The sequence below is a fragment of the Sphingomonas sp. NIBR02145 genome, assembly GCF_027359115.1.
Taxonomy (GTDB): Bacteria; Pseudomonadota; Alphaproteobacteria; order Sphingomonadales; family Sphingomonadaceae; genus Sphingomonas; species Sphingomonas kyeonggiensis_A.
In genome coordinates this window covers 3,879,540-3,904,418 of sequence record NZ_CP114791.1, presented here as the reverse complement: position 1 = coordinate 3,904,418, position 24,879 = coordinate 3,879,540, and the positions used below count along the sequence as shown (strand labels likewise).

The window sequence follows — 24,879 nt, the reverse complement described above, 5'->3', positions numbered from 1 at the left end:
AACACATGCGACTTCTGATCGTCGAGGATGAGCCGACCCTGGGGCAGCAGCTCCGCAATGCGCTGGAAGGCGCGGGCTATGCGGTGGACCTCGCCACCGATGGCGAGGAAGGGCTCTATCTCGGCTCCAACGAGCAATATGACGCGATCATCCTCGACCTCGGCCTGCCCGAGATCGACGGCCTGACCGTGCTCGATCGCTGGCGCAAGGAAGGCAAGACCACCCCGGTGCTGGTGCTGACCGCGCGCGACAGCTGGTCGGACAAGGTGGCGGGCCTTGACGCCGGCGCCGACGACTATGTCGCCAAGCCGTTCCAGACCGAGGAGCTGATCGCCCGCCTGCGCGCGCTGATCCGCCGCGCCTCGGGCAACGCCTCGGCCGAACTGATCGCAGGCGACATCCGCCTCGACACCCGCTCGGGCAAGGTCACCAAGGCCGGCGAGCCGGTGAAGCTGACCGCGCAGGAATACAAGCTGCTGTCCTACCTGCTCCATCACAAGGGCAAGGTGGTAAGCCGCACCGAGCTGATCGAGCATATCTACGACCAGGATTTCGATCGCGATTCGAACACGATCGAAGTGTTCGTCACGCGCATCCGCAAGAAGCTGGGCGCCGACGTGATCACCACCATTCGCGGGCTGGGCTACAGCCTGGACGAGCCGGCCGACGCCTGAGTTGATGTCGAAGCTCGCCCAAAAGCTAGGCGAGCTGCGCCATCGCCTGTTCGGCCGTTCGCTGACCGAGCCCGAGCCGGTCGCGCCCGGCGAGCCACAGCCGCGCCACTATACCCAGTCCACCGGATCGGTGAGCCGGCGCATGCTGCTGGTCGCTACCGCTTGGATCATGATCCTGCTGATCGGCGGCGGCGTGGCGCTCGACCGGGTGCTGGTGACCACCGTCACCAAGAATTTCGACGAGCAGCTCGACTATCTGCTCAAGGCGATGATCTTCTCGGCCGAACTCGACCAGAATGGCGAGGTGATGCTCAACCGCGAGCTCGCCGACCAGCGCTTCCTCGAATATAATTCAGGTGCCTATTGGCAGATCAGCGGCAAGGGGCATGAAGTGTTCCCGTCGCGCTCGCTGTGGGACCAGAAGCTCGCGGTCGACCAGCAGCACAACGACACCAACGTCCATGTCTATGACAGCCGCCAGCTGCCCGGCCAGCTGCTGCGCGTCGCCGAGCGGGACGCGACGCTGCCGGGATCGAATGTGCGCTGGCGCTTCCAGGTGGCGCAGAGCCGCGCGACGCTCGACGCGCAGATCGCCACGCTGCGGCGTACGCTGGTGCGCAGCTTCGTGCTGCTGGGGCTCGGCCTCATCATCATGGTGGCGCTGCAGACCTGGTACGGCCTGTTGCCGCTGCGCCGGGTACGCCAGGAGATCGCCCGGCTGCGCGCAGGCGAATCGACCCGGGTCGAAGGCAAGATGCCCGCCGAAGTGGCGCCGATGGTCGAGGAGCTCAACGCGCTGGTCGAGCATAACGACCGCCAGGCCGAGGAAGCGCGGCTCCATGCCGGCAACCTGGCGCATGCGCTCAAGACGCCGCTCAGCGTGATCATGAACGCCGCCGCGGCCGGCCAGCCCGACCTCGCCCAGGCGGTGATCCGCGAGGCGCGGACGATGCGCCGCCAGATCGACCACCATCTCGCCCGCGCCCGCGCTGTGGGCCGGCGTGGTTCGGCGCACAGCCGCGCGGCAGTGTGGCCGTCGATCGAGGCGGTCGAGCGCGCGGTCGCGCGGCTCTATCCCAATGTCCGCATCGATATCGACGGGCAGAAGGACCTGGTCGCGCATATCGAGCGGCAGGACCTGGACGACCTGCTCGGCAACCTGGTCGAGAATGCCGCCAAATATGGCGGCGGCAGCGTGTTCATCACCGCCGGCGTGCAGGCCGGGTTCGTCGAAGTGCTGGTGGAGGATGACGGGCGCGGCATTCCGGAGGCGGACCGGATCCGCATCTTCGATCGCGGCGTGCGGCTGGACAGCGGCAAGCCGGGCACCGGCCTGGGCCTCGCCATCGTGCGCGACGTGGCCGAGATCTATGACGGTACCGTCAGCCTCGAGGAGAGCGAGGATCTCGGCGGGCTGCTCGTGCGGCTGCGGCTGCCCGCGGCGAGCTGAGCCGAACTGCAACAAACTGAAATTCTGACGCGACGAACCGGACGCAAACCGTCCGGGAACTCGCGGATTGCCCTCTTAATGTCCGTCGGGTCGCGTGGCGGCGCTGGTTCTGGGGCCAGCGTCGCCCAAACGCGAGGGTTTGAATATTATCTTTCGTTTACAATATGTTAGCACTAATCTGCTAAACTACCCGCTGGGGATTGTAGACGCAAAGGGACCAGCATGACTTCCATTTCATCGTTATCGCAGCGCCCCGATCCGCGCGCGCAGATGGATGCGCGGATCGCCGCGGCGGCATCGGCCGGCACGATCGGCAGCGACGACCAGAATGCGCTGAGCAGCGCGCTCGACACGATCGATACGAGCCTGGCTTCGGATCGCGCCAGCGGCGGCAAGCCCGGCGACATGAAGGACAGGATCAACGGGCTGATCGACAGCCAGGTCGAGAGCGGCACGCTGACCGACGATCAGGCCGAGGAGCTGAAGAGCTTCTTCGCGCAAGGCCCCGATGGCGCCCAGGGCGGGCCCGGTGGCCCGCAGGGCGCGGGCGGCCCGCCTCCCGGACCGCCGCCCTCGGGCACCAGCGATTCGGACGAGGATTCGACCAGCGATACCGACACCACCACGCAGATCAGCGAAGCGGCGGCGCGCCAGCTCGAAGCGATGACCGCTTTCCTCCAGAAGCTGCGCGACGCGGCGGCATCGGGTTCCGCCACCTATGGCAGCAACGCGGGGACGAGCAGCAATGGCAGCTCGGCGACCGGCTGGGTGATCGACCGCCAGGCCTGATCGCTCGCGCCTGTGGCGCTGAGGCGCGGCGCCGTTCCGGGGGGATCGGCGCCGCGTTTTGATTCAGAGGCCGCGCATCGCCTCGGCGGCGAGGGTGAGGCTCTTCTTGCGCGCATCGTGATCGAACATCGCGCTGGTCAGCATCAGTTCGTCGGCGCCGGTGCGGGCGATAAAGGCGGCGAGTTGCTCGCGGACCCTGCCGGGCCCGCCGATCGCGCTGGCCGACAGCACCTGGTCGAGCATCGCATTGCCGTGCCCACCCAGGCTCTCGCGATAGCCGGGCACCGGCGGCGGCAACTGGATGCCCTTGCCGGTGGTGCGGATCGCGACAAACGCCTGTTGCTGCGAGCTGGCGAGTAGTTCGGCTTCCTCGTCGGTATCGGCCGCAAACACGTTGAAGCCGAGCATCAAATGCGGCTTCTCCAGCACGTCGGACGGGCGGAAATTGCGGCGATAGACGTCGATCGCCTGATCGAGCTGGCCGGGCGCGAAATGCGAGGCGAAGGCATAGGGCAGGCCGAGCATCGCGGCGAGCTGCGCGCCGAACAGGCTGGAGCCGAGGATCCAGATATCGACCTTCGCGCCGGCGCCGGGGGTCGCGCGGATGCCGGTGCGGCCGTCATCGGCGAAATAGCTCTGCAACTCCGCCACATCGCGGGGGAACTCGTTGCCGTCGCTGTCGAGCCCGCGGCGGATCGCGGCGGAGACGCGCTGGTCGGAGCCGGGCGCGCGGCCGAGACCGAGGTCGACGCGACCCGGGAAGAGCGCATCGAGCGTACCGAACTGCTCGGCAACCTGAAGCGGCGAGTGATTCGGGAGCATGATCCCGCCAGAACCGATGCGGATCGTCGAGGTCGCCTGGCCGACATGCGCGATCACCACCGCGGTGGCTGCGCTGGCGATGCCGTCCATCCCGTGATGCTCGGCTACCCAGTAGCGGGTGTAACCGAGGCCTTCGACATGCCTGGCAAGGTCGGCGGCGTTGGCAAGGGCTTGCGATGCGGTCCCGCCCTGGATGATCGGGACGAGGTCGAGCAGGGAATAGGCTGTCATGCGCCGGGAGATGGGGAGCCCATCCGCCGACTGCCATAAAGTTTTGGTCTTCCGTGACGAAGCAATCATCCGTCGCGCTCATCATATCCGTCATCCCGCCCCACAAGCGTCTTCCAGGCGAAAGCCGGGATCTCAGGCGAAGGCGGGGGAGGCACCGCACGCGCTCCCGGCTTTCGCCGGGATGACGCTATGAATAAGAAACACTTGCTTGATAGCCGCGCCCGCTGGGCCTAACCGCGCGGCCATGACCCCTGCCCTGTCGCACGTCCGCAACTGGATCTTCGATCTGGACAACACGCTCTACCCGGCGAGCGCGAACCTGTTCGCGCTGATCGACGCGCGGATCGGGCAATATGTCCAGAACCTGCTCGGCCTCGATCCGGTCGCCGCGCACAAGGTGCAGAAGGGCTATTTCCACGCGCATGGCACGACGCTGGCCGGGCTGATGGCCGAGCATGGCACCGATCCGCACCATTATCTGGCGGACGTCCACGACGTCGACATGAGCGTGCTCGAAGTGAACGCGGCGCTGGTCGAGGGGCTGGCGCGGCTGCCCGGGCGCAAGCTGGTCTTCACCAATGGCGATGCGCCCTATGCGATGAAGGTGCTCGACCGGCTGGGCATGGGCGAGACCTTCGAGGCGATCCACGACGTGCACGCCACCCAGTATCGCCCCAAGCCCGATCCGCTCGCCTATCAGGGGCTGTGCGAGGCCTATGACCTCGATCCGCATACCAGCCTGTTCGTCGAGGACATGGCGCGCAACCTCGCGCCGGCCAAGGCGATCGGCATGACCACGGTGTGGATCGACAATGGCTCCGAACAGGCGCCGGACGTCGATCGCAGCTTCATCGACTATACCACCAACGACCTCGGAGCCTGGCTCCACAGCATCCTGGAGACTTCCGAATGACCGACCTGCAGACCATTATCGACGCCGCCTGGGAAGACCGCGCCAACCTCGGCTTCGGCACTGAGGGCGCCGTGCGCGAGGCCGTGGCCGAGGCGCTGAACCTGCTCGATCGCGGCGCAGCCCGTGTCGCCGAGCCCGTCGAGGGCGGCTGGCAGGTCAACCAGTGGCTCAAGAAGGCGGTGCTGCTGTCCTTCCGCCTCAATGACAATGTCGTGGTCCAGGGCCCGGGCGGCGCCAACTGGTTCGACAAGGTGCCCTCCAAGTTCGCCAACTGGGGTGAGGACGCCTTCCGCCAGGCCGGCTTCCGCGCGGTGCCCGGCAGCGTTGTCCGCCACGGCGCGCATGTCGCCAGGGGCGCGGTGCTGATGCCGAGCTTCGTCAATATCGGCGCCTATGTCGGCGAAGGCACGATGGTCGACACCTGGGCGACCGTCGGCAGCTGCGCGCAGATCGGCAGGAACGTCCATTTGTCGGGCGGCGTCGGCATCGGCGGCGTGCTCGAGCCGCTTCAGGCCGATCCGGTCATCATCGGCGATGGCGCGTTCATCGGTGCGCGCGCCGAAGTGGCCGAGGGCGTGCGCGTGGGCGAAGGCGCGGTGCTCTCGATGGGCGTCTATCTCGGCGCCTCGACCAAGATCATCGACCGCGCCACCGGCGAAGTGCATCGCGGCCACGTGCCGCCCTATTCGGTGGTGGTGCCGGGCACGATCCCGGGCGAGGCCGGCAAGCCGGGGCTCTACTGCGCGGTGATCGTCAAGACGGTGGACGCGCAGACCCGTAGCAAGACGGGCATCAACGAGCTGCTGCGCGACTGATTTAGTATCCAGCGTTACCGCTTTCATCCGGGCGGCGAGATGGCGTAGGGACGGATCATGACCGAAAGCATGACCTATGGACGCTATCTCGCGCTCGACGAGCTGCTCGCCGCCCAGCACCCGCTGTCGGACCGGCATGACGAGTTGCTGTTCATCATCATCCACCAGACCAAGGAGCTGTGGCTGAAGCAGGCGATCGCCGAGATTCGCCTGGCGCTCGACCTGGTCCGCGCCGACAAGCCGGTGGAGGCGTACAAGAGCCTCGCCCGGGTCAGCCGCATCCAGGCGGTGATGACGCTTTCCTGGGAAGTGCTGACCACGATGACGCCGAGCGACTATACCCGCTTCCGCGACGTGCTCGGCGCCAGCTCCGGCTTCCAGTCCGACCAGTTCCGCGCGGTAGAGACCTTGCTCGGCGTGCGCGGTGGCGGGGTGCCGGGGCCGCTCACCACCGAATTCTCCGCCCTGCCCAGCCTGTGGGACGAAGCCAATGCCGCGCTCGCCCGCGCCGGCTTCGACTTGCCCGCCGAGGTGCTGGCTCGCGACTGGGCCCAGCCCTATGAACCCAGCCAGGCGGTCGAGGATGCATGGGCGCAGGTCTATCGCGACACGGACAAATATTGGGAACTGTACCAGCTCGCGGAGAAGCTGGTCGATATCGACGACGCGCTGGCGACGTGGCGGCACAAGCACGTCCTCACCGTCAGCCGGGTGATCGGGATGAAGCCGGGGACCGGCGGCACGCCTGGCGTACCCTATCTCGCCTCGACGCTGTCGAAGCGCGCCTTCCCGGAACTGTGGACACTCAGGACGCAGCTTTGAGCTACAAGCACCTCTTCCAGCGCGCCCTGGCTGCGGCGCCCGAGCGGCTGCACTTCGCGGCGCATTCGCACCATCTCTGGCCCGATGCCTCCTATCTCGGCCAGCTCGCCGCCTGGGAAGACGGGGTACGTCTTGCCGATCGAAAATGGGAGCGGGTGATGGGCGAGATCTGGCCCGCCGCCCAGCAGCACGTCGCCGCCGAGCTCAAGCTGCCTGATCCGAGCAGCATCGTCTTCGCGCCGAACACCCACGAGCTGCTGCTGCGCATCGCCTCGGCCCGCCCGGGGCCGTTGCGCATCCTTGCCAGCGACGGCGAGTTCCACAGCTTCCGCCGACAGTCGATGCGCTGGGAAGAAGCCGGCAGCGCGACCGTGGAGCGGGTGCCGCTCGAGGCGATCGTCGAGCGGGCGAAGGCCGGCGACCACGACCTGATCTTCGTCAGCCAAGTGCAGTTCGGCACCGGCCATGTGTTCGACCGGGTCGCCGAGCTTGCCGCGCTGGCGGCGCCGGACGGCCCCTGGGTGGTGATCGACGGCTATCACGCTTTCATGGCGATGGAGGCCGACCTGTCGGCCGTGGCGGACAAGGTCTTCTACCTCGCCGGCGGCTACAAATACGCGATGGCCGGGGAAGGCTGCGCCTTTCTCCACGCCCCGCCGGGTTTCGGCATGCGACCGGAGATCACCGGCTGGTATGCCGAATTCGAGGACCTGGCGCTGCCGCCTGGCAGCATCGGCTATGCGCCCGATGCACGCCGCTTCCTGGGCGCTACCTTCGATCCTTCGGGCATCTACCGCTTCGTCGGGGTGCGCGACATGCTGCGACAGGAAGAACTGACCACCGCGAAGATCGCGGCGCATGTCGACACCTTGCGCGCACAGCTGCTGGCCGAGCTACCGATCGAGGCCGAGCTGCTCAACCCGGGCAGCCCCGCGCGCTTCCTCGCGCTGCGCTCGCCCAATGCCCAGCGCTGGAAGGCCGAACTGGAAGCGGAGGATGTCATCACCGACGTGCGGGGCGACGTGTTGCGCATCGGCCTGGGCCTGTACCAGGACGGCCGCGATGTGACGCGGTTGATCGATGCGCTTTCCTGGCTCCGCTGACAAAGCGACCGGGCACGCAATGCGCGTCGCGCCCGGCCGTGAGGGAGGTCATCGACGGGCGACCTGGGTGGCGCCCCAGCGCGCAGTGAGCTGGCGGGCAACGTCACGCTGCACGCCGTCACGGCAGCGCTTGATCGCCACCGCTTCATCGGCACCGGCACTCGCATAGGAACCGCAGACCTGCTCGGTTGCGACGGCGAGGCGGCGGTTGAGCTCGGTGCGGCCCGCCTCGCTCTTCAGATCGAGATCGGCATGGCGGATGGCGACGCTGCGGTCCCCGGCCAGGGCCGGCGTAGCGAACAGCGTGGCGGCGGCGAGGGCGGCGATGAACTTGCACATGGGATGGCTCCTTTCCGTGGAATGCCGGCGTCGTTGCCGGATGCCTCCTGATCGCCGGAAAACCCACCGGGCGAGAGGATGAGGAGCCGATGAAGAGCTGATGAAATGCCGATGATTCGCCGATAGGGTGGATTTCTACACTTGTTGCGGGGATGGGGGAAAGGTGGAGAGCCGCATCGACCTTGCGCATGAACCGGTATTCCGCCTCGGGCCGATCGAGGTGCGTCCCGCCCTGCGCCAGCTTGCGCGGGAGGATGGCAGCGAGGAAGTGCTCGAACCGCGGGTGATGCAGGTGTTGGTCGCGCTCGCCCGGGCGAACGGGGCGATCGTCAGCCGCGACGACCTGACCCGCAGCTGCTGGGAAGGCCGGGTGGTGGGCGAGGACGCGATCAATCGCGTCGTCTCGCGCCTGCGCCGCGCCGCCGAGGGGATCGGCCAAGGCGGCTTCCGGATCGAGACGATCACCAAGGTCGGCTACCGGCTGCTGCGCGAGGGCGAGGGCGGCACGCCCGCGCCCGCACCGGCGCCCGACAGCCCGCTCGCCCAGGCCCGCGCCGAGGCCCATCGCCTCCGCCTCGATCGCCGCGCGATGCTCGCAGGAGCCGGACTTGCAGTGCTCACCACGACTGGCGCGATCGGCTGGTATCGCTGGTCGCAGCCCCACAAGACTGTGCCAGATGATGTGAAGCCGCTGCTCGATCAGGCGATGGCCTCGATACGCCAGGGCACGCCGGAAGGGCTCAGCCAGGCAACCGGCCTGTTCCGGCGTCTGACCGAGCTGCACCCCGACCAGCCCGATGCCTGGGGAGCACTCGCGATCGCCTATGCGATCGGTGCGGGCGGCGGCAGCCCCCGGAACGAAGCGGCGATGCGCATGCGTGCCGAGCAGGCCGCCGCCCGCGCGCTGCAGCTCAATCCGGCCAATCCCTATGCGCGCCTTTCACGGGCGATGCTCGATGCCGCAACCGACAGCTGGCTACGGGACGAGCGGCTTTGTCGCTCGATCCTCACCACTCGCCCCGACATCGAATTCGCCTGGGGCATGCTCAGCGGCGTGCTGCTCTCGGTCGGGCGCTGCCGCGAGGCGGCCGACACATTCGTCCAGTTCTGGGGAAAAGGGCTCCCCGATCCTTCGCGCGCCTATACCCGTGCCGTGGCGCTTTGGGCCGCCGATCGGCTCGACGAGGCGGACAAGGCGATGGAGGAAGCGATGGCGCTGTTCCCCACCCATTTCGCGGTGTGGTTCACGCGCTTCTACCTGCTGCTCTATACCGGCCGCGCCGCCGATGCGCTGGCGATGTCGCGCCGGACCGACCAGCGGCCCACCGGTATCCCGGCCGACAATTTCGCGATGATCGAGGACGTCGCCCAGGCGATGATCACCCGCGCGCGCGCCGACATCGACCGGGCGATGGCGAGCAACCTGGCGGCGGCGCACAAGGGTGCGGGCTTTGCCGAAAACACGATGCAGTTCGCCGCCGCGCTGGGCCGGGTCGATACCGCGTTCGAAGTGGCCGAGGGCTATTATTTCGGCCGGGGCTTCGAGGTCGGAGAGCTGCGCTTCCAGCCCGAGCAGCGCGTCTGGACCCGGCGGGCCAACCGCCGCACGCGGCTGCTGTTCATGCCCTCCACCGCGGCGATGCGCAGCGACCCGCGCTTCGGCAAGCTGGTCGAGGAAATCGGGCTGGAGCGCTATTGGCGCGAGACAGGATCCGTGCCCGACTACCGCAAGACCTAGTCCTGCTCGATCGGCGCGACGCCGAGCCGCGGGATCTCGATCGCGGGGCAGCGGTCCATCACAACCTTGAGCCCGGCCGCCTCGGCGCGGGCCGCCGCTTCCTCGTTGATCACGCCGAGCTGCATCCACACCGCCTTGGCGCCCGCGGCGATCGCTTCGTCCACCGCCTCGCCGGCGGCCTGGGGACGGCGGAAGATATCGACCAGGTCGACCGGCTCGATCTGCGACAGGTCGCGGAACACGAACTCGCCGTGCACATGCTCGCCGGTGATCTGCGGGTTGACCGGGATCACCCGGTAGCCATGCCGCTGGAGGAAGGCCATCACGCCGTAGCTGGGACGATCGGGCCGGTCGGACGCGCCGACCATCGCGATGGTGCGCACGCTTTCGAGCAGCGCCTTGATGTCCTCGTCCCGCGTCAACGGCATTGCTTCATCCTTTCAGCCAGTCGTCCACCTGCCCGGCCAGTCCTGCAAACAATTCGGCCTGCGTACCGTTCCCGGCAGCCGGCGGCTCGCCCGCGTCGGATGCCGTGCGGATCGCCATTTCCAGCGGTATCCGGCCGAGGAAGGGGATGCCCAATTTTGCCGAAATATCCTGGGCGCCGCCGGTGCCGAAGGGATTCGAAACGCCCTCGCAGTGCGGGCAGACATAGCCCGACATGTTCTCGATCAGGCCGATAATCGGCACCCCGGCCTTGTTGAACAGGTCGATCGCCCGCGTCGCGTCGATCAGCGCGAGATCCTGCGGGGTCGAGACGATCACCGCGCCGGCCGGCTTGTGCTTCTGGATCATCGTCAGCTGCACATCGCCCGTCCCCGGCGGCAGATCGAGCACGAGCAGATCGGTCTCGCCCCAATCGGCATCGACCATCTGGCCGAGCGCACCACCCGCCATCGGGCCGCGCCAGGCGATCGCCTGCCCCTCGGCAACCAGCCCGCCCATCGACAGCATCGGCACGCCGAACCGGGTCTGGACCGGCAGCAACACTTTATCACGCGCCTGCGGCTTCACCCCTTCGACGCCGAGCAGGCGCGGCTGCGAGGGGCCATAGATATCGGCATCGACCAGCCCGACCCTGCGCCCGCGGCGCTGCAGCGCGATCGCCAGGTTGGCGGCCACGGTGGACTTGCCCACCCCGCCCTTGCCGCTCGCCACCGCGATCAGGCGCCGGGTGCGCCGCTCGCTGGTCATCAGAACGCGCACTTCCTCCACCCCGGGGAGCGCGCCGGCGGTGCGGCGGATATCGGCTTCCAGCTCCTCGCGGCTGGCCTCGGCCAGGCCGGTCACGTCGAGGACGATGCTGGCGCGGCCGCCTTCGAGGCGGCCGGTGGCGCGGCCGGCGGTGATCGGGGCGAGCGCGGCGTTCAGGGCTTCGGTATCGGTCATCGCGTGGCAGATAGGCGCACAATCGCCGCGCGCCACTGTAAATCCGCGCGCGCCTGCTTATAAAGGTCGAATGGCAAACCTCTTTGGCTGGCTCAACAAGGCCGGCAACTTGCAGAACGAGGCTCCGAAGAGCCCCTGGGGCTCTGGCAGCGGCGGCGGAAATGGCGGCGGCGGCTCGGGCGATGGCAAAGGTGGCTCCGGCGGATCGGGCGGCTCGGGTCCCCGCAATCCCTGGTCCTTCCCGCCCGAGGGGCGGCGTCCCCGCTCCGGCGGCGGTGGCGGCGGAAATGGCGGCGGCAACGGCCCGTTCGAGGACCTGCTGCGCCGCATGGGCGGCGGCGGCCTGCCGGTGCCCCCGGGCGGCGCCAAGCTCTGGCTGCTCGTCGTCGGCGGCCTGTTGCTGGCCTGGATGGCCTTTACCAGCTTCCACGCGATCGGCCCGCGCGAGCGCGGCGTGGTCACCACGCTCGGCCGCTATAGCGGCACGCTCGGCTCGGGCCTGCAGTTCACCCTGCCCGCACCCTTCCAGATCGTCGAGACCGTCGATGTCGGCAGCGTGCGGACGCTGAAATTCCCCGAGAGCGGCGCCAACCTGATGCTGACCGGCGACCAGAACATCGTCGATCTCGCCTATTCGGTGAACTGGTACATCTCCGACGCCGCCGACTATTCCTTCCAGATCAAGGACCCGACCGAGACGGTGAAGGACACCGCCGAAAGCGCAATGCGCGCGGTGATCGCGACCACGACGCTCAACGAGGCGATCGGCGAGGGCCAGGGCCGCATCTCGACCGATGTCCAGGCCGCGATGCAGAAGATCCTCGACGAATATCATTCGGGCATCCGCATCCAGAGCGTCGCGCTGACCAAGGCCGCCGCGCCCGAGCAGGTCGACGACGCCTTCAAGGCGGTGCAGGCCGCGCAGCAGGGCGCACAGGGCGCCCGCAACAATGCCAATGGCTATGCCCAGCAGGTGATCGCCGTGGCGCAGGGCGAGGCCGCCGAGTTCGACAAGATCTACGAGCAATACAAGACCGCTCCCGAAGTCACCCGCCGCCGCCTCTATTACGAGACGATGGAGCAGGTGCTCGCGCGCACCAACAAGACGATCGTCGAGGCGCCCGGCGTCACCCCCTATCTGCCATTGCCGGGGATCCGCCCCGATGCGGGCAAGGCCCAGCAAGGAGAGCAGAAGTGAGCTGGCTGCGTAGCCCCATCGGCATCGCGGTTTCCGCGATCCTCCTGCTCATCGTCGTGATGAGCACCGTCGCGATCGTGCCCGAGACCAAGCAGGCGGTGATCCTGCGACTCGAAAAGCCCTATCGCACGGTCAATCAGTGGCGCGCGGGCGAGCAGTTCGGCCGCACCAATGCCGGCCCGATCCTGCGCATCCCGTTCTTCGACCGGATCGTCTGGGTCGACAAGCGGGTGCTCTCGGTCGACCTGCCCAACGAGCCGGTGCTCTCGACCGACCAGCTCCGCCTGCAGATCGATGCCTATGCGCGCTTCCGCGTGACCGATCCGCTCAAGATGGTCGTCACCATCGGCACCGAGGACCGCGCGCGCGACCAGCTCCAGCCGCTGTTCCGCTCGGCACTGCGCAACGAGCTCGGCAAGCGCCCCTCGGCGATCCTGCTCAGCCCCGAGCGCGGCCAGGTGATGGACAATATCCAGAACTCGCTGCAGCAGCTCGCCGCGCAATATGGCGTGTCGATCGTCGACGTGCGGATCAAGCAGACCGAGCTGCCCTCGGGCTCGCCGCTCGACAGCGCGCTCGAGCGGATGCGCACCGCGCGCAACCAGGAAGCCAAGACGATCGAGGCCCAGGGCATGAAGGATGCGCAGATCATCCGCGCCAATGCCGATGCCCAGGCGGCGCAGATCTATGCCCAGGCATTCAACAAGGATGCGGACTTCTACAATTTCTGGCGCGCGATGCGGTCCTACCGGACGACGTTCCTGAACAACGATCCGGCAAAGGGCGAAACGTCGATCATCCTGAGCCCGCAGAACAGCTATCTGAAGGAATTCATGCAGCAACGATGACGCTGTCTATCCGTTCATATTCAATCGCCGTTCAGCATTTCGGCGCAAAAATCCGTTTCGAACGCTTTTCCTTCGTCTGAGAGGACTCACTCACGTGCGTTATGCCTACGCCCTGACCACCGCCATCCTGCTGAGCGGCGCCGCCGCCACGATGACGCTCAACCAGCCCGCGGGCGCCCAGACCGCGCAGAACGAGCCGGGCGCCATCCAGGCGTCCGCGCCCCGCGCCGGCGCGCCGATGAGCTTCGCCGACATGGTCGCCAAGCTGCAGCCGGCGGTCGTCAACATCTCGACTACCCAGCGCGTCACCACCAACGCCAATCCGCTCGCCGGCACGCCGTTCGAGGCATTTGGCGGCGGCAACCAGCCGGTGACCCGCCAGGCCCAGTCGCTCGGCTCGGGCTTCATCATCTCGGCCGACGGCTATGTCGTCACCAACAACCATGTGATCGCGGCCGGCGCGCAGGGCGCCACGGTCGAATCGATCACCGTCACCCTGCCCGACAAGCGCGAGTTCAAGGCCAAGGTGATCGGCAGCGACGTCCAGTCCGACCTCGCCGTGCTCAAGATCGAGGGCGCCAACCTGCCCTTCGTGAAGTTCGGCGATTCGGCCAGCGCCCGCGTCGGCGACTGGGTCGTCGCAATCGGCAATCCCTTCGGCCTGGGCGGCTCGGTGACTGCCGGCATCGTCTCGGCACTGCACCGCGTCACCGGGTCGGGCGGCGCCTATGACCGCTTCATCCAGACCGATGCCTCGATCAATCGCGGCAATTCGGGCGGCCCGATGTTCGACCTGAACGGCAATGTGATCGGCATCAACTCGCAGATCCTGTCGCCGACCGGCGGCAATGTCGGCATCGGCTTCGCGATCCCCGCGGAAGAAGCCAAGCCGGTGATCGACACGCTGATGAAGGGCCAGAAGATCGCCCGCGGCTATCTCGGCATCCAGATGCAGGACCTGACCGACGACATCGCCGACGGCCTGGGCGTGCCCAAGGGCCGCGGCACCGTGGTCGCGCGCACCGAGCCGGGCCAGCCGGCGGACAAGGCAGGGCTCAAGCAGGGCGACGTTATCGTCAAGGTCGACGGCAAGGACGTCACCCCGGACCAGACTTTGTCCTATCTCGTGGCGAACGTGAAGCCGGGCACCAGCATCCCGCTCGAGCTCTACCGCGACGGCAAGCCGATGAAGCTGACCATCACCGTCGGCACCCGCCCGCCCGAGGAGCAGCTCGCCCAGTTCGATCCGAACGACGAGAACTCGCAGGCGCCGGGCGCCGATTCGGACACGATGGCGGCCGCCTCGCTCGGCGTGCAGGTCACGCCGCTTACCCCGCAGATCGCGCAGAGCGTCGGCGTCAATCCGAGCACGACCGGCGTGGTCGTGGTCCAGGTGAACCAGGCCAGCGACGCAGCCGGCAAGGGCCTGCAGCGCGGCGACGTGATCACCACGGTGAACCGCGTGGCCGTGGCCAATGCAGGGGACGTCGCCAAGCAGGTTGCCGCCGCCAAGGCCGCGGGCAAGACCAACGTCCTGCTCTGGGTCCAGCGCCGCGCACTCGGCCGCTTCGTCTCGGTCGGCATCAACTAAAACCACGCCCAATCGGGCTGACGAATGCCCGTTTCTCCTCTATTCCAATCTCCCAACCAAGGAGATCGGACATGGCGGGAGAGACGGGCATCTTCATTGGCGCAGGTGCCGGCGGCGCAAATCCCCAGAGCCTGGTGCTCAAGCGCGCCAACCGCCACGGGCTGATCGCCGGCGCCACCGGCACCGGCAAGACGGTGACCATCCAGGGGATAATCGAGGGCCTGTCGAACGCCGGCGTTCCCTGCTTCGTCGCCGATGTGAAGGGCGACCTTTCCGGCCTGGCCATGGCCGGCTCCCCCACCGCCAAGACGCACGAGATCTTCAAGGCGCGCGCCGCCGAGATCGGCCTGGCCGACTGGGCCTATGCCGACACCCCGGTGCAGTTCTGGGATCTCTATGGCGAGCAGGGCCATCCGATCCGCACCACCATCTCCGAGATGGGGCCGTTGCTGCTTTCGCGGCTGATGGACCTCAACGAAGTGCAGGAAGGCGTGCTCACCATCGCCTTCACCGTCGCGGACAAGGACGGGCTGCTGCTGCTCGACCTGGACGACCTGCAGTCGATGCTCGCCCACTGCGCCGAGCGCGCGGACGAGCTGACCGCGACCTATGGCAATGTCTCCAAGCAGTCGGTCGGCGCGATCCAGCGCGCGCTGCTCCAGCTGCGCAGCCAGGGCGGCGCGAACTTCTTCGGCGAGCCGGCGCTGTCGATGGAGGATTTCCTCGGGCTCGACGACAAGGGCCGCGGCGTGGTCAACATCCTGGCCGCCGACAAGCTGATGGCGAGCCCCAAGCTCTACGCCACCTTCCTGCTCTGGCTGCTCTCCGCGCTGTTCGAATCGCTTCCGGAAGTCGGCGATCCGGACAAGCCCAAGCTCGCCTTCTTCTTCGACGAGGCGCATCTGCTGTTCGACGACGCGCCCAAGGCGCTGCTCGACAAGATCGAGCAGGTCGTCCGGCTGATCCGCTCCAAGGGCGTCGGCGTCTATTTCATCACCCAGAACCCGATCGACGTGCCCGACACGATCGCCGGCCAGCTCGGCAACCGGGTACAGCATGCGCTGCGCGCCTTCACTCCGCGCGACCAGCAGGCAGTGAAGGCGGCGGCGACCACCTTCCGCGCCAATCCCGATGTCGATGTCGAAAAGGCGATCACCGAGCTGAAGGTCGGCGAGGCCCTGGTCTCGGTGCTGCAGGACGATGGCTCGCCGAGCCCGGTGCAGCGCACGCTGATCCGGCCGCCGGCATCGCGCGTCGGGCCGGTCACCCCGGTGGAGCGGGGCGTGCTGGTGCAGACCGATGCGATCGGGACGAAGTACGACACTTTGGTCGATCGCGAATCGGCGGAGGAGCTGCTTGCCGCCAAGTCGGCCGAGGCGTCCGCCGCCGCGGCCGAGGCCAAGGCGCAGGACGAAGCCGAGAAGGCCGCGGCGGCCAAGGCCAAGGAAGATGCGCGGCTCGCCAAGGAAGCCGAGCGCCAGCGGCTCGCCCAGCAGCGTGACGCCGATCGCCAGGCCCGGCTCGACGCCCAGGCCCAGAAGGCGGCGGAGCGCGAGGCGGCGAACAATCCATGGAACCGGGCGATCACCTCGGCGACGCGCTCGGCCTCCTCGGCGGCGGGCCGCGCGGTGGCGAACGAAGTGTCCAAGGCGGTGTTCGGCAAGAAAAGCGGCGCGGGGGCGAGCATCCTCGGCGGGCTGGTCCGCGGAGTGCTGGGGGGATTGTTCAAGGGACGGTAGGCGCCGCGCTCCCCTTTGCTTTCGCCGGGGAGCAGTCAGGTTTCGGATAGATTCGCTGCCGCCGGCGCCAGGAACTCCCGCCACAGCATCACCAGCACCGCCATCACCGCCGGGCCGATGAACAGGCCGAGCAGGCCGAGCGTCTCGACGCCGCCGAGGATGCCGATCAGCACCCAGAGGAAGGGCAGCTGGGTCGCCCCGCCGATCATCGCCGGGCGGAGGAAATGGTCGGCGATGAAGATGATGACGAGCCCGATCGCGACCACGAGGATCGCGCCGACCACCGATCCCTGGAGCAGCAGCAGTATCGCGGCGAGCACGAACAGCAAGGGCGCGCCGAACGGGATCATCGCGGCGATGGCGGTGGCACCGCCGAGCAGCAGCGGGTGCGGCACGCCGGCGACCAGGTAGACGATCGCCATCAGCGCGCCGACGCCGAGGCCGACCAGCACCAGCCCGTCGATCGTGCCGCGCACCGACCGGATCGCCTGCGTCCCTACCCGCTCGCCGGCCGGACCGAACAGCCGCGACACGGCGATGCGTCCCTGCGCGATCAGCGCGTCGCGGTCGCGCAGCACGAAGAACAGCGTGAGCAGGGTGAAGCCGAACACCACCGCGCGGTGCGCGACATTGGCGCCGATCGCCCGGGAGTGGGTCAGCCACTCGCTGCCGCTCAGCAGGCGCAGCTGCTCGGCAGCATCCTCGGGCCGGGCGAGATGGGTCAGCCACCAGTCGCGCACCGCCTGGCTGCCGACCGGCAGGCGGGCGACCCAGTCGGGCACCGGCACGCCCTGCGCCTGCGCCTCGGCGATCAGCCGGGTGATGTCATGCGCCTCGCGCAGCGCCTGGCCGATGCCGAAGCCGAGCGGGATCAGCACCACCAGCGCCGCGAGCAGGGTGATGATCAGCGGGATGACGATGCGGTGCGAGCCGTGCAGCATCGCGCGCAGCTTGAGATGCAGCGGATCGACCGCGATCGTCAGCACCACCGCCCAGAGCAAAGCCGCGATGAAGCCATGCGCGACCCAGAGGCCAAGGAGCAGCAATGCGCCCACCAGCGCCAGGCGTGCGGCGCGCTGCGCCGTCTCGGTTCCCGTGTTCATTCCGCCAGCGTAGCGTCGCAACGCCCGATCGTTCAAGCGAGCGCGGCGGCAACCCTCTCCAGCCGGTCGAGGAACTTGCCCCAGCCGAAGCGCGCGCCGCCATAGTTGCTGGCGTTGGTGAAGCCGCTCTGCTCCATCCGCAGGCGCGTGCCGCCCGCTACCGGCTCGAGCGTCAGCGTCACCACCGATTCGAAGCGCGGCATCGCTTCCTCTCCGCCGCCGGTATCCCAGCTATACGAGAGCTGGCGCCCCGGTTCGATCTCGCGCACCGCGCAGTCGATCCGCCCGCTCCAGCCCGGCGCACCTGGGCTCTGCAGCGTGAAGCGGTGGCCCTGCTCGGCAGCGAAGTCGTTGGGCAGCAGCCATTCGGCGATCAGATGCGGCTGGGTGATCGCGCGCCACAGCTTCTCCGGCGGATGCGCAAAGTCGCGCTCCATCACCAGGGTGCGCGTCTCGATCATTGATCCATTCTCCTGAGCAGGTCCTCGAGCCGATCGAAGCTGTCGGCCCACAGCGCCTCGTGCAGGCGCATCCAGTCGAGCAGCGGCGCGAGGCCGCGGGGATTGGCGCGGTAGTGCGTCTCGCGCCCCTGGGGCCGGTCGAGCACCAGCCCCGCGCCCTTCAGCACCGCGAGATGCTTGGACACCGCCGGCTGGGAGATTCCCGCTCCCTCGGTCAGCGCACGCACCGTCAGCTCGGATCGCGCCAGCCGCTCGAACAGCGTCCGCCGGGTGGGGTCGCCCAGCGCGCGGAACAGCGCGTCAGCGGCGGAGTGGGCTATCGGCTCCATGCGCCAATCCATAACCATGTGGTTATTCAAATCAACCCGCCGCAAAAAATGCTGTCCTCGCCGGGCCTGCGGTGCCAGTTTCCCGCGATGACCGAACCATCCACTTCCGCTCGGCCGATGGCCGAGCTCACGCTCCGCGGCATCATCCTCGGCGCGCTGATCACCATCCTGTTCACCGCGGCGAACGTCTATGCCGGCCTCAAGGTCGGCCTGACCTTCGCTACCTCGATCCCGGCCGCGGTCGTCTCGATGGCGATCCTCAAGGCGTTCAAGAGCGGCACGATCCTCGAGAACAACATCGTCCAGACGATCGCATCCGCCGCGGGTACCCTCGCCGCGATCGTGTTCGTGCTGCCAGGCCTGATCATGGTCGGCTGGTGGTCGGGCTTCCCCTATTGGACGACCGTCGCGGTGTGCATCACCGGCGGTGTGCTCGGCGTGATGTTCTCGGTGCCGCTGCGCCGCGCGCTCGTCACCGGCACCGACCTGCCCTATCCGGAAGGCGTCGCCGCCGCCGAAGTGCTCAAGGTCGGCTCGGGATCGGGCGCGGGCGACAAGGAGAATGCGGCGGGCCTGCGCACGCTGATCGTCGGCACGATCTTCTCGGGCGTGTTCGCGCTGCTCGGCAAGATGAAGCTGGTCGCCGAGGAAGCGGGCAAGAATTTCGCGGTCGGCGGCACCGCCACCGGCTGGTCGACCAGCTGGTCGATGCTGCTGATCGGCGTCGGCCATCTCGTCGGCATCTCGGTCGGCGCGGCGATGTTCTTCGGCATGCTGATCTCCTGGACGGTGCTGGTGCCCTATTTCGCCCATGGCGGCGACATCAGCGGCGGGATCGACGCGCTGGTCGGCTCGACCTTCCGCGGCCAGGTGCGCTTTATCGGCGCCGGCACGATCGGCGTCGCGGCGATCTGGTCGCTGCTCAAGATCATCGGGCCGATCATCGCAGGCCTGCGCTCCGCCCTTGCCGCCTCGCGCGCGCGCCAGGACGGCCAGGCGCTCGACATCACCGAGCGCGACATGCCGATCGGCGTGGTCGCCCTCATCACCCTCGCCACGCTTGTCCCGATCGCCTGGCTGCTGTGGACCTTCTCGGCCGGCGGGCCGGTGCACGATCATGCCTTTGCGGTGATCGGCGGATCGCTTGCCTATGTCCTGATCGTCGGCGTGCTGATCGCGGCGATCTGCGGCTACATGGCCGGCCTGATTGGTGCGTCGAACTCGCCGGTCTCGGGCGTCGGCATCCTTGCCGTGCTCGGCGCCTCGCTGCTGCTGGTGGCGGTGTTCGGGCATGAGGCCGATCCGTCGCGCACCAACGCGCTGATCGCCTATGCGCTGTTCACCACCGCGATCATCTTCTCGATCGCGACCATCTCGAACGACAATCTCCAGGACCTCAAGACCGGCCAGCTGGTCGGCGCGACGCCGTGGAAGCAGCAGCTCGCGCTGATCCTGGGCGTGGTGTTCGGCTCGCTCGCCATTCCGCTGGTGCTCGACCTGCTCAAGAACACGCTCGGCTTTGTCGGCATGCCCGGCGCCGGCCCCAATGCGCTGTCGGCGCCGCAGGCCGCGTTGATCTCGTCGATCGCCAAGGGTGTGCTCGGCGGCGACATCGACTGGAACCTGATCGGGCTCGGCGCGCTGATCGGCGTCGGTGTCATCATCATCGACGAAGTGCTGGGCAAGACCGGCAAGATGCGCCTGCCGCCGCTCGCCGTCGGCATGGGCATCTATCTGCCGATGGGCCTGACCCTGCTGATCCCGGTCGGCGCGCTGATCGGCCATTTCTACGACCGCTGGGCCAAGCGCCAGGCTAACCCGGAGTTCGCCGAGCGGATGGGCGTGCTGGCCGCGACCGGGCTGATCGTGGGCGAATCGCTGTTCGGCGTCGCCTTTGCCGGCATCCTCGCCTGGGCCAACCGCAACTCGCCGATCCCGCCCAACGACGCACCGCTGGCGATCATGCCCGAGAGCTTCGAGAGCGTCGCGCTGTGGATCGCGCCGCTGCTGTTCTTCGGACTGATCGCGGTGTCGTACACGATGACGCGCAAGCTGGTCAGCAAGACGCCGACGGGCTCGGGGCCGGAGACCCCGGCGGACGATATCGCCACCTATCGCTGAGGCATGAGCGCACCCGGCCCGGCCCCTATCCCGGGCCGGGTGCCCAATCGCAGAAGCACAGAAAAGCACTGGCCAGGAGTGGGCTTAACCGTTCCCCGGCGAAGGCCGCGGCCCAGTCTCGGCGCATTATCGACGGCGCCGGAACCTCACGAACGACATTGCAATTGGGCCCCGGCCTTTGCCGGGGAACTTAGAGGTGCTCCGCTCCGGCCTCAGGCCATCTGGGCGAGCATCGAGGTGATCGGCACGAAGGCGAAGGCGACCGAGCTGTCCGCCACGCCGTACGGGATGAACAGCTTGTCGCCGTGCTTGATCGCGCCGCAGGTGTAGACGACGTTGGGCACATAGCCCTCGCGGTCCTGGTCCGCCGCCGCCAGCAACGGCTCGGCCGAGCGCGCCAGCACCTTGGACGGGTCGTTCTTGTCGAGCAAAGCCGCGCCGATCGAGTATTTGCGCATCGCGCCGACGCCGTGGGTGAGGATCAGCCAGCCCTCGTCGAGCTCGATGGGCGGCCCGCAATTGCCCATCTGGACCAGCTCCCAGGGGAATTTCGGCTTGATCAGCAGCTCGCCGCCTTCCCAGCTGGTGATGTCGTCCGAGGCATGGAGGAAGATGTTCTCGCCGTCCTGACGCCCGAGCATCATGTAGCGGCCGTTCACCGTGCGCGGGAACAGCGCCATGCCCTTGTTCCGCGAGGCGCTGCCCGACATCGGTACGAGATCGAAGGTCCGCCAGTCGCGCGTGCGCAGCAGCTCGGACTGGATCACCGAACCGTTATAGGCGGTATAAGTGCCGATCCATTCTTCCTCGCCGTCGTCATGGCGGAAATGGGTGATGCGCAGATCCTCGAGCCCGTTCGACTGCGCCTTGGTGATCGGGAAGATCACCGTGCCCGACAGGGTCGAATCGCGGTGGCGATAGACGGTGACCGGTCCCTCGGGGATATGCGCCTCGTCCTCCTCGCGCGCGTCCGCCGCGGTGGCAAAGGGCGGCTCGGGCGCCAGGGCCAGGTCGTTGCCGTCGGTAATGATGCCTTCGCGGAAGGCGACCGAGGAGATATGCCCTTCCCCAACCGCGCGCAGGCTCATCAGGATGCGCAGGCTGCCCGGCGGCATGCCGGTCTGGTCATAATGCGGCACCGCGCTGGGGTTCATCAGCGCGGCGGCGGCATAGCTGTATTCATGGCAGAAATAGGCGCCGATCAGCTGGCGCTTCTCGTCGCCGATCTGGCTGCCGTCGAGCCCGAGCATCCCCTCGATCTCGTCATAGCGCGTCATGAACACGCGGCGCGTCTGCCAGTGGCGCGCCTCGAAATCCTTGAGCACGATCTCGAGCTGGCTGCGCGCCTCGCCCGGCGACATCGCCAGCACTTCGGTCACCAGCCGCTCGCTGCGGCTCGGGCCCGACCCGTTGGAGGTCCAGGCGATATGGAAAGGGCGGACCACAACACGCGAAGGATCGGCCTTCAGGCGCAGCGCATGATTGAAAATATCGAGCATCCGGCTCCCAGCCATTGTCCCCGCACCGGCGCGAAATCGTTACGCGACGGCGGCTCGCAACGGTGTTGCCATGTTTTCGGTCGCTTTTGAAAGAGCCGAAATCGCGCAATTCGCCAGCTGGAGTGCCAGAATCGACTCGGCGCCCTGATTCCGGTTCAAGCCGTGCGGCATCAGCCCGTCGAAACAGCCGCCATCCTGGGCGCTGGCGAGCGGCAACTCCAGATCATTGGCGCCGAGATACCAGCGATAGGCGCGCACCGCTTCCTCGACCCAGCGATTCTCGCCGGTAGCCTCATGCGCGGCGACACAGGCCTCAACCGTCGCCTGCGCCTCGAGCGGCTGCTGGTCGAACTGCATCGGCGCGGCATAGGCGCGGCCGAAACTCTCGGTGCCGACGGCGCGGAAGCGTCCCTCGGGCGAGGTCTGCTGGGCGACGATCCATTCGAGCGTCTCCAGCCCGACGCTGGTGAACTCGCTGCGCCCCAGCGCCACGCCGGCGCGCAGCAGCGCCTCGGGCAGGCGGGCATTGTCATAGGCCAGGACGATCTCGAACCAGCTCCATTCCGGACGACGATTGCCGTCGAGCAGCTCGATCAGCTCCGCGCCGAAGCGAGTGAGGATTTCGCGGCTGCGGGCGTGGCCCGGATGCGCATCGAGCATCGCGGCGGCCCCCAGCATCGCAAAGGCGCGGGCGCGCGGGCTGCCCAGCTCGAGGGCGATGCCGGCCGTGGTATCGAACAGCGCCGAGGCCCAGTCGCGATGCTTCTGCGCCCTGGCATCGCGCGCGGTGACGCCAAGCGACCAGAGCGCGCGGCCGTTCGAATCCTCGGAGCCGACATCCTCGCACCAGGTGCGATCGAAGTTCATGAAGTTGCGGAAGCGCCGGAGATCCTCGTTCCAGGCATATTGGACGAAGGCGGCATAGACGCTGGTCCATTTGTCGCGCAGCGTCTCGTCGATATCGTCGATCTTCGACATCAGGATCAGCGCGCGGGCATTATCGTCGATGCAATAGCCATGACGGCGATCGGGCACCGAATAGATCGAATGCTGGAGCATGCCGGTGGCGTCGCTCATCCGCTCCACCGCGGCGATATCGGGCTTGAGCGGACGCAGCTCCTGCTTCGCCCGGCCGACCCGGCGCGGGCGCGCGGCAACGATCCGGACCAGCGCATCCATCGCGGTTTCGGCAAGGCGCGGCCACAGCATCGTGCGGCCGCGGGCATAGGCGCGCTCGGCCAGCGCCATGCGCGCCGGCTTGTCGGCGAGCAGGCGGCTGATCTCGCGGGCGAAGGCATCGCTGTCGCCGAAGCCGACCAGCACGCCGTGATCGTCGGCAAGGATTTCGGTGGCGTGGATATAGGGAGTGGAGACCACCGGCTTGCCGACCGCGACCGCATAGGAAAGCGTGCCCGAGGTGATCTGCGCGGGATTGGGATAGGGCGTCGCATAGACGTCCGCCGCCTGGAGATAATCGAGCAGTTCGTCCTGCTCGACGAACCCGTCGACAAAGGCGACATGGTCGGCCACGCCCAGCTCGGCGGTGAGCGCCTTCAACCGGTCGCGATAGGCTTCGCCTTCATGCGCGACGAGATTGGGATGGGTGGCGCCGAGGATCACATAGAGCGAATCGGGCCGCGCCCGGGCGATCGCCGGCATGGCGCCGATCATCGTCTCGATGCCCTTGCTCGGCGCGAGCAGGCCGAAGGTGAGGATCACTTCGCGGCCCTGCCAGCCGAAGCGCGGCTTGAACGCCTGCGGATCGGCGAACGGGCGATCGGGCACGCCGTGCGGGATCATCGCGACCTTGCGATCGTCAACGCCGTGGACGCGCTTGAGGATCTCGCGGCCCTTCTCGGCCATCACGATCACCTGCGAGGCGCGGCGCAGCAGCGCATCCATCACCCGGCGCTGATCGGCATTGGGGTTTTCGAGCACGGTGTGCAGCGTGGCGATCACCGGGATCGACAGGCGATCGAGCAGCGCGATCAGATATTCGCCGGCGGGGCCGCCATAGATGCCATATTCATGCTGGACCCAGAGCGCCTGGGCGCCCGAGGCCTCGATCACCCGGGCCGCGCCGAGATAGGCGGCACGGTCCTGCTCGGGGATCGAGGCGGTCACGGCATCGGGATAATCATATCGGCCCGGATGATCGTCCATCGCATAGACGTCGACCTTGAGGTCCGGGAAGCGCTGCCGGAGCGCGGCATAGGTATCGGTGGTGTAGGTCGCGAGTCCGCACTTGCGCGGGAGGAAGTTGCCGATCAGCGCGATGTGCTGGATATTCGGGGCTTTCATGCGCCGATCTTTCCTTTCGCTATCGCAAACTCAATTGCGTGTTGCCCCCACGCTCACCCTTCCAAACTCACTGTTTTCAATAAGGTTTCATCATGCTGCAACGCAGCACAATACGACTATCAAGTCGTCTTGTAAATCTGGCGTTCAGCCGCGGCCGCGATAGCCCGGAACGCCCTGATCGGGCACCCAGACACCTTCCGGCGGCGTGCCGGACTGCCAGAAAACATCGATCGGGATACCACCGCGGGGATACCAGTACCCGCCGATCCTGAGCCATTCCGGTTTCATCTCGTCGAACAGGCGCTGGCCGATGCCGACGGTGCAATCCTCATGGAAGGCGCCGTGGTTGCGGAACGATCCGAGGAACAGCTTGAGCGACTTGGATTCGACGATCGTGTCGCCGGGCACATAGTCGATCACCAGATGCGCGAAATCGGGCGCGCCGGTGATCGGGCAGAGCGAGGTGAACTCAGGTGCCGCGAAGCGGATGAGATAGCGGGTGCCCTTGCGCGGATTGGGCACATAATCGAGCTCGGCTTCTTCCGGCGTGGCGGGGAGAGTCGAGGTTTTTCCGAGATGCTTGGCGTCCATCCGGGCCATGTAG

General features: G+C 67.6%; 23 protein-coding genes. 13 read left to right on the top strand and 10 right to left on the bottom strand.

From position 1 onward, the window contains the following. Positions 1-5: 5 nt before the first annotated feature. From O3305_RS17715 to O3305_RS17705, 3 genes are all read left to right on the top strand, one after another. The gene (locus O3305_RS17715; protein WP_184162042.1) at positions 6-674 is read left to right on the top strand and encodes a response regulator transcription factor; all 669 of its coding nucleotides are present in this window, start codon (positions 6-8) and stop codon (positions 672-674) included. Positions 675-816: 142 nt separating this feature from the next. Then, entirely contained in the window at positions 817-2,124 is a 1,308-nt protein-coding gene (locus O3305_RS17710; RefSeq protein WP_184164921.1) for a sensor histidine kinase, read from the top strand. Positions 2,125-2,346: 222 nt separating this feature from the next. Further along, positions 2,347-2,913 carry a hypothetical protein gene (locus tag O3305_RS17705; protein ID WP_269573711.1) on the top strand — a complete coding sequence of 189 codons (567 nt, stop codon included), beginning with the start codon at positions 2,347-2,349 and terminating at the stop codon, positions 2,911-2,913. Positions 2,914-2,976: 63 nt separating this feature from the next. Here the strand turns inward: O3305_RS17705 and O3305_RS17700 are convergent, their stop codons facing one another. Further along, complete coding sequence (locus O3305_RS17700; protein ID WP_269573710.1) at positions 2,977-3,966, bottom strand: LLM class flavin-dependent oxidoreductase; 990 nt, start codon at positions 3,964-3,966, stop codon at positions 2,977-2,979. A 244-nt stretch (positions 3,967-4,210) separates the two neighbouring features. On the opposite strand from O3305_RS17700, the gene O3305_RS17695 reads away from it, so the two are divergent. Genes O3305_RS17695 through O3305_RS17680 form a run of 4 tightly spaced genes read left to right on the top strand, consistent with a single transcriptional unit; the run spans position 4,211 to position 7,619 of the window. Beyond that, positions 4,211-4,879: a pyrimidine 5'-nucleotidase gene (locus tag O3305_RS17695; protein ID WP_184162051.1), complete on the top strand. Its 669-nt coding sequence runs from the start codon at positions 4,211-4,213 to the stop codon at positions 4,877-4,879. Next, the gene (dapD, locus tag O3305_RS17690; RefSeq protein WP_269573709.1) at positions 4,876-5,694 is read left to right on the top strand and encodes a 2,3,4,5-tetrahydropyridine-2,6-dicarboxylate N-succinyltransferase; all 819 of its coding nucleotides are present in this window, start codon (positions 4,876-4,878) and stop codon (positions 5,692-5,694) included. The genes O3305_RS17695 and dapD overlap by 4 nt, the downstream gene beginning before the upstream one ends. A gap of 57 nt (positions 5,695-5,751) precedes the next feature. Next, positions 5,752-6,516: a tryptophan 2,3-dioxygenase gene (locus O3305_RS17685; RefSeq protein WP_269573708.1), complete on the top strand. Its 765-nt coding sequence runs from the start codon at positions 5,752-5,754 to the stop codon at positions 6,514-6,516. Beyond that, positions 6,513-7,619, top strand: a complete 1,107-nt coding sequence (locus O3305_RS17680) for an aminotransferase class V-fold PLP-dependent enzyme (RefSeq protein ID WP_269573707.1) — start codon at positions 6,513-6,515, stop codon at positions 7,617-7,619. Before O3305_RS17685 ends, O3305_RS17680 begins: the two co-directional genes overlap by 4 nt. 48 nt (positions 7,620-7,667) lie before the next feature. Here O3305_RS17680 and O3305_RS17675 read toward each other — a convergent pair whose 3' ends face one another. Further along, positions 7,668-7,958 (bottom strand): UrcA family protein, encoded by a 291-nt coding sequence (locus O3305_RS17675; RefSeq protein WP_269573706.1) that lies wholly within the window; start codon positions 7,956-7,958, stop codon positions 7,668-7,670. A gap of 163 nt (positions 7,959-8,121) precedes the next feature. Here O3305_RS17675 and O3305_RS17670 point away from each other — a divergent pair, with 163 nt between their 5' ends. After that, complete coding sequence (locus O3305_RS17670) at positions 8,122-9,696, top strand: winged helix-turn-helix domain-containing protein (protein ID WP_269573705.1); 1,575 nt, start codon at positions 8,122-8,124, stop codon at positions 9,694-9,696. On the opposite strand, the gene O3305_RS17665 is transcribed toward O3305_RS17670, so the two are convergent. Further along, positions 9,693-10,124 (bottom strand): CoA-binding protein, encoded by a 432-nt coding sequence (locus O3305_RS17665; protein ID WP_269573704.1) that lies wholly within the window; start codon positions 10,122-10,124, stop codon positions 9,693-9,695. The genes O3305_RS17670 and O3305_RS17665 overlap by 4 nt on opposite strands. A gap of 4 nt (positions 10,125-10,128) precedes the next feature. Then, positions 10,129-11,085: a P-loop NTPase gene (locus tag O3305_RS17660; protein WP_269573703.1), complete on the bottom strand. Its 957-nt coding sequence runs from the start codon at positions 11,083-11,085 to the stop codon at positions 10,129-10,131. Between the two features lie 70 nt (positions 11,086-11,155). Between O3305_RS17660 and hflK the strand changes: the two genes are divergently transcribed. The 4 genes from hflK (at position 11,156) to O3305_RS17640 (ending at position 16,461) form a co-directional block, all read left to right on the top strand. Continuing rightward, positions 11,156-12,283 (top strand): protease modulator HflK, encoded by a 1,128-nt coding sequence (gene hflK / locus O3305_RS17655; protein ID WP_269573702.1) that lies wholly within the window; start codon positions 11,156-11,158, stop codon positions 12,281-12,283. A 59-nt stretch (positions 12,284-12,342) separates the two neighbouring features. After that, positions 12,343-13,131 (top strand): protease modulator HflC, encoded by a 789-nt coding sequence (gene hflC, locus O3305_RS17650; RefSeq protein ID WP_269576552.1) that lies wholly within the window; start codon positions 12,343-12,345, stop codon positions 13,129-13,131. 94 nt (positions 13,132-13,225) lie between these two features. Next, positions 13,226-14,722: a Do family serine endopeptidase gene (locus O3305_RS17645; protein WP_269573701.1), complete on the top strand. Its 1,497-nt coding sequence runs from the start codon at positions 13,226-13,228 to the stop codon at positions 14,720-14,722. Between the two features lie 71 nt (positions 14,723-14,793). Further along, a complete protein-coding gene (locus tag O3305_RS17640; protein WP_184162076.1) occupies positions 14,794-16,461 on the top strand; it encodes a helicase HerA-like domain-containing protein in 1,668 nt (555 codons plus the stop codon). A gap of 35 nt (positions 16,462-16,496) precedes the next feature. Here the strand turns inward: O3305_RS17640 and O3305_RS17635 are convergent, their stop codons facing one another. From O3305_RS17635 to O3305_RS17625, 3 genes are read right to left on the bottom strand one after another with little or no spacing between them, the layout of a single operon-like run. Next, positions 16,497-17,564, bottom strand: a complete 1,068-nt coding sequence (locus O3305_RS17635) for an AI-2E family transporter (RefSeq protein ID WP_269573700.1) — start codon at positions 17,562-17,564, stop codon at positions 16,497-16,499. Positions 17,565-17,596: 32 nt separating this feature from the next. Next, positions 17,597-18,025, bottom strand: a complete 429-nt coding sequence (locus tag O3305_RS17630) for an SRPBCC family protein (RefSeq protein WP_269573699.1) — start codon at positions 18,023-18,025, stop codon at positions 17,597-17,599. Next, positions 18,022-18,354, bottom strand: coding sequence for an ArsR/SmtB family transcription factor (locus O3305_RS17625; protein WP_269573698.1), 333 nt, complete (start codon positions 18,352-18,354; stop codon positions 18,022-18,024). Before O3305_RS17625 ends, O3305_RS17630 begins: the two co-directional genes overlap by 4 nt. An 87-nt stretch (positions 18,355-18,441) precedes the next feature. Between O3305_RS17625 and O3305_RS17620 the strand changes: the two genes are divergently transcribed. Next, positions 18,442-20,475 (top strand): OPT family oligopeptide transporter, encoded by a 2,034-nt coding sequence (locus O3305_RS17620; RefSeq protein WP_269573697.1) that lies wholly within the window; start codon positions 18,442-18,444, stop codon positions 20,473-20,475. Between the two features lie 212 nt (positions 20,476-20,687). Here the strand turns inward: O3305_RS17620 and O3305_RS17615 are convergent, their stop codons facing one another. From O3305_RS17615 to queF, 3 genes are all read right to left on the bottom strand, one after another. After that, positions 20,688-21,974, bottom strand: coding sequence for a glycoside hydrolase family 130 protein (locus tag O3305_RS17615; RefSeq protein WP_269573696.1), 1,287 nt, complete (start codon positions 21,972-21,974; stop codon positions 20,688-20,690). A 39-nt stretch (positions 21,975-22,013) separates the two neighbouring features. Beyond that, positions 22,014-24,275 carry a glycosyltransferase family 4 protein gene (locus tag O3305_RS17610; RefSeq protein ID WP_184162094.1) on the bottom strand — a complete coding sequence of 754 codons (2,262 nt, stop codon included), beginning with the start codon at positions 24,273-24,275 and terminating at the stop codon, positions 22,014-22,016. A 144-nt stretch (positions 24,276-24,419) separates the two neighbouring features. Further along, positions 24,420-24,866 carry a preQ(1) synthase gene (queF, locus tag O3305_RS17605; protein ID WP_269573695.1) on the bottom strand — a complete coding sequence of 149 codons (447 nt, stop codon included), beginning with the start codon at positions 24,864-24,866 and terminating at the stop codon, positions 24,420-24,422. Between the last annotated feature and the right edge of the window lie 13 nt (positions 24,867-24,879).